This is a genomic window from Vibrio sp. V04_P4A5T148, assembly GCF_963875605.1.
GTDB classification, from domain to species: domain Bacteria; phylum Pseudomonadota; class Gammaproteobacteria; order Enterobacterales; family Vibrionaceae; genus Vibrio; species Vibrio anguillarum.
Map to the genome: position 1 here is coordinate 1 of NZ_CAWNMS010000109.1, position 3,353 is coordinate 3,353.

Annotated in this window: 1 protein-coding gene and 1 pseudogene; both read right to left on the bottom strand. The window is 44.4% G+C overall.

Features of this window, described 5'->3' with window-relative positions; genetic code table 11:
• Positions 1 to 145: 145 nt before the first annotated feature.
• Positions 146 to 238: pseudogene (locus tag AACT18_RS17630) on the bottom strand (transposase); the annotation flags it as partial.
• Positions 239 to 465: 227 nt separating this feature from the next.
• A complete protein-coding gene (gene adhE, locus AACT18_RS17635) occupies positions 466 to 3,138 on the bottom strand; it encodes a bifunctional acetaldehyde-CoA/alcohol dehydrogenase (RefSeq protein ID WP_010318852.1) in 2,673 nt (890 codons plus the stop codon).
• Positions 3,139 to 3,353: the final 215 nt, after the last annotated feature.

The window sequence follows — 3,353 nt, forward strand, 5'->3', positions numbered from 1 at the left end:
GCTAAGTTCACTTAAATACTTAGACTAATGGCCAAGTTTCGCTACAAAACCTGTTAAACAGAACATCGCTGAAAGCACCAAAAATCGAGAATATACGCTACCCACTTGCTCGTTGGTAAGCATTTGGATGATATCCCGGCGAAGTCTGGTAGAACACAGGCCTTCGGTACTTAGGTGCAAAAACTACATGATATTTACAATTCCATCGCGTGTGCGCTAAGCTCTTTTCGTCCCCCATTGGGACCCCCTTTCAATTCTTAATTAACTCTTGCAGTTGCCAGACCACAAGACGTTTTTATCAAATTGAAAGGGGTTATATAACTGACTTATAGCTGTAAGCTTTACGGAACCCCCAGCCTAGCTGGGGGTTTTCTCGATACAAAAAAAGCCCCACCAGACGGTGAGGCTTCATCTTTTCCCGATAGAGATCGTTTCGTGCTAGCGAAAATCTCTCAACAACTCAGCTTACTTTTTCTTAGCTGGTTTTTGGTCATCTTTTTTCTTGATAACGGTAGTGCCTTCGAAAGTTTCACCTTCAACAAACGCTGTACCATAGTAAGCGGAAATAAGTACTTCTTTTAGCTCAGAAATCAGTGGGTAGCGTGGGTTTGCACCAGTACATTGGTCATCAAACGCTTCAACTGACAGCACGTCAACTTTAGCGAGGAAATCCGCTTCATTCACGCCAGCCGCTTGAATAGATAGCGGGATGTCGAGATCTTTCTTCAGCTCTTCCAACCAAGTCAGTAGACGTTCAATTTTCTGAGCAGTACGGTCGCCCGCTTTGCTCAAGCCTAGGTGGTCAGCCACTTCAGCGTAACGACGGCGTGCTTGTGGACGGTCGTATTGAGAGAACGCAGTTTGTTTGGTTGGGTTATCATTCGCGTTGTAGCGCACAACGTTAGAGATAAGCAATGCGTTAGCAAGACCGTGCGGGATATGGAACTCAGCACCGATCTTGTGCGCCATAGAGTGACATACACCTAGGAACGCGTTAGCAAAAGCGATACCTGCGATAGTCGCTGCATTGTGCACTTTTTCACGAGCAATTGGGTCTGCTGCGCCATTTTTGTAGCTTGATGGTAGGTACTCTTTCAGCATCTTAAGTGCTTGTAGAGCTTGACCATCAGAGTATTCGTTCGCAAGAACAGATACATAGGCTTCAAGAGCGTGAGTCACAGCATCGTAACCACCAAATGCCGTTAGAGACTTAGGCATATTCATCACAAGGTTCGCATCAACGATAGCCATGTTAGGTGTTAGCTCATAATCCGCTAGTGGGTATTTAGCACCTGTTTTGTCGTCTGTTACAACGGCAAATGGTGTGACTTCTGAACCGGTACCTGAAGTAGTCGTGATACAAACCAATTCTGCTTTTTGACCCATTTTAGGGAACTTGTAGATACGTTTACGGATATCCATAAAGCGCATTGCAAGCTCTTCAAAGTGAGTTTCTGGGTGCTCATACATAACCCACATGATCTTCGCCGCATCCATTGGTGAACCACCACCAAGTGCTAGAATCACGTCTGGTTGGAAACTCTTCATTGCTTCAGCGCCTTTCTCTACGACAGATAGAGTTGGATCAGCTTCTACATCAAAGAATGTTTGAACTTCCATACCGTTTGACTTCAGCAGAGTCACTACGTCGTCTGCATAACCGTTGTTGAATAGGAAACGGTCAGTAACTAGGAATGCGCGTTTTTTGCCTTCAAGATCGCTCATAGCGATTGGAAGGCTACCACGACGGAAGTAAATTGACTTAGGTAGTTTATGCCACAACATGTTTTCAGCTCGCTTCGCAACAGTTTTCTTGTTGATTAGGTGCTTAGGACCTACGTTCTCAGAAATCGAGTTACCACCCCAAGAACCACAACCTAGCGTTAGAGATGGTGCAACGTTAAAGTTGTAAAGGTCACCGATACCACCATGAGTGGTTGGGATGTTTACAAGAATACGCGCCGTCTTCATTTTGTCACCAAAGTAACGGATACGGTCTGCATTAACGTCTTGGTTAGTGTATAGACCAGAAGTGTGGCCGATACCGCCGATTTCTACCATTCTTACGGCTTGTTCTACCGCGTTCTCGAAAGAAGTCGCGCGGAACATGCCAAGTGTTGGAGAAAGTTTTTCATGTGCGAATTCATCGTCATAAGAAACTTCGCCAATACCTTCACCGACAAGGATTTTAGTATCTGCTGGAACTTTAACGCCCGCCATTTCAGCGATGGCTGTTGCTGGTTGGCCTACGATTTTCGCGTTTAGTGCGCCATCGATAAGCAGTACCTTACGTACTTTGTCTGCGTCTGCTTTACTTAAAACATGCGCTTTATGGCTCGCGAAACGTTCTTTTACTTCGTCATACACTTCGTCCATAACGATAACCGCTTGCTCAGAAGCACATACCACACCGTTATCGAATGTTTTAGACATAAGAACAGAAGCAACTGCACGTTTGATGTCTGCCGTTTCGTCGATTACAACTGGAACGTTACCTGCACCTACACCGATTGCTGGTTTACCTGACGAGTAAGCTGCTTTCACCATGCCAGGACCACCTGTTGCAAGGATAAGTGCAATACCTTCGTGCTTCATTAGCGCGTTAGATAGCTCAACTGAAGGTTGATCAATCCAGCCGATGATATCTTTTGGCGCGCCAGCTGCAACTGCTGCATCTAACACGAGTTTAGCTGCATCGTTAGTTGAATTTTTCGCACGTGGGTGTGGCGAGAAGATGATACCGTTACGAGTCTTCAAAGAGATGAGAGATTTGAAGATTGCAGTAGAAGTAGGGTTAGTGGTTGGAACGATACCGCAGATGATGCCTACAGGCTCAGCGATAGTCATCGTGCCTAGGTTTTTATCTTCTTCAAGAATGCCACACGTTTTTTCGTCTTTGTATTTGTTGTAGATGAACTCAGACGCAAAGTGGTTCTTGATTACTTTATCCTCAACAATACCCATGCCTGATTCCGCTACCGCTTGTTGCGCTAGAGGGATACGAGCTTGGTTAGCTGCTAATGATGCTGCGCGGAAAATTTTATCTACTTGCTCTTGAGAGTAAGTAGAGAATTCTGCTTGAGCCGCTTTAACGCGCGCTACTAGAGCATCAAGTTCAGCTAAATTAGTTACAGGCATAATGGATCTCCTAAAAATAGAAAAATGTTAAAAACTCTTTATTAAGTTTGCAGCTTTGTGTTTTTGTTTTTTCTCAACAGCTTAAACAATGACAGACTTAGTAAATTGCTTTCAGGACTGAGTATAATATTTCAGAGTGTGAAAAAAATTGACTCAGATCAGTTCTCAAAAACTAATTACCCAATTAGGGGTAACCACCCTACAAAATCGCCTAC